Source organism: Endozoicomonas sp. SESOKO2 (assembly GCF_024606245.1).
GTDB lineage: Bacteria > Pseudomonadota > Gammaproteobacteria > Pseudomonadales > Endozoicomonadaceae > Endozoicomonas_A.
On record NZ_JAHHPQ010000184.1, the window covers coordinates 1 to 1,278 of the forward strand.

A 1,278-nucleotide genomic window follows, 5' to 3' on the forward strand; every position below is an offset into this window, starting at 1 on the left:
CCACTGGCGCAAGGCCATTAACAGCGTCATCACCCATGGCACCCGACAGAATCCGGCAGTGCGGGATTTTATGAAAGTGGCTTGTTGGTGGTTACTGCCGGATGCTTGTAAAAAGCCGGATGAGCATCCCCCTCCCTCGGTGGACCCGGATCAGTTAACTGCCATCATCAACGGTTCCCTGCGGCTGGACAGAACGTTTGTGAAGCAAAACCTATGGCCACTGGCCCGAGTTTTTGACCCGCGGTTATTTAAGGACTGCCCATTTCAACTGTCTTATGAAAAACCATTTTCAAAGTGTGATGAAAAAGAAGTTCTGGGCAGGTTCTGTGCCATGATCGTGGCTCATGCGCCTGAACAACAACGTCAGGCAATGGCGCATCAGTTGCAGGTCGATCCGGCAGCAGCGCCCCGTCTACGGTTAGCCATCAGGCCATCAAGACAGATCAAACGTTTGCAAGATGCACTGGCTTCTGGTTGGCGGTTACCTTTGTCACCAGGGCAGACGCGGTCCGATGCCATTCTCGCTCTGGCCACTGATTGTTTTCACATGGCCAGAAGAGAACATGACGCAGAGAACCCTGACGAAGAACGCATTGAGCGAATTGAATACATAGAAAACCGACTGTCTCAATCACTGGAATGGCAAGGTTCTGCCGATCAGCCCATGTCAGCGCTGGCGGACGATCTTTATCACGGCTCGACTAATCAGAAGGATCGTGAAAGTCGTCGATTATCACGACTCCATGACCGGTTAGCAGACTCTCCCGTTATATTCGTGCAAGGAGAAACCGGCACCGGGAAAAGTTACTTTTCTGCCAGAATGGCAGAGGCTTCGGGAGAGGCTTCAGTGCTGTCCCTTGGGCCTTCTGACAGCGAACAGACCCTGATGCAACGCTGGCAGTGGCAAGAACACCCCGATGGTGACCGCTCTACGGAACAGCAAAACCGGATGCTGATGGAATGGGCCAGGACACCCGACAAAGACGGACACTATCTCACTCTGGTTCTGGATGAAGCGAACCTGGCCAAAACCGGATTGCTGGCGTCATTAAACGGCTTATGGGAACCGGAACCCTGTATCTATGTGAATGGCCACCCTGTCAAGGTTAGCTCAAAACACCGGGTCATTCTCACCGGTAACCCGGATCATTATGCCGGACGCCAGCTGGATCCGACCCTGAAAGAGAAACTGCCTATGGCTTATTACCCACCTTTGGACCAGGCTTTCCTTCGGGACAGGGTGGTGGAACCGGCTCTGGTTAAGCAATTACAACGGCA

At 53.1% G+C, this 1,278-nt stretch carries 1 protein-coding gene; it reads left to right on the forward strand.

Features of this window, described 5'->3' with window-relative positions:
- Positions 1-1,278, forward strand: a 1,278-nt coding sequence (locus KDK17_RS04505) for an AAA family ATPase (protein ID WP_257287448.1), incomplete at both ends; no start/stop codon positions are given.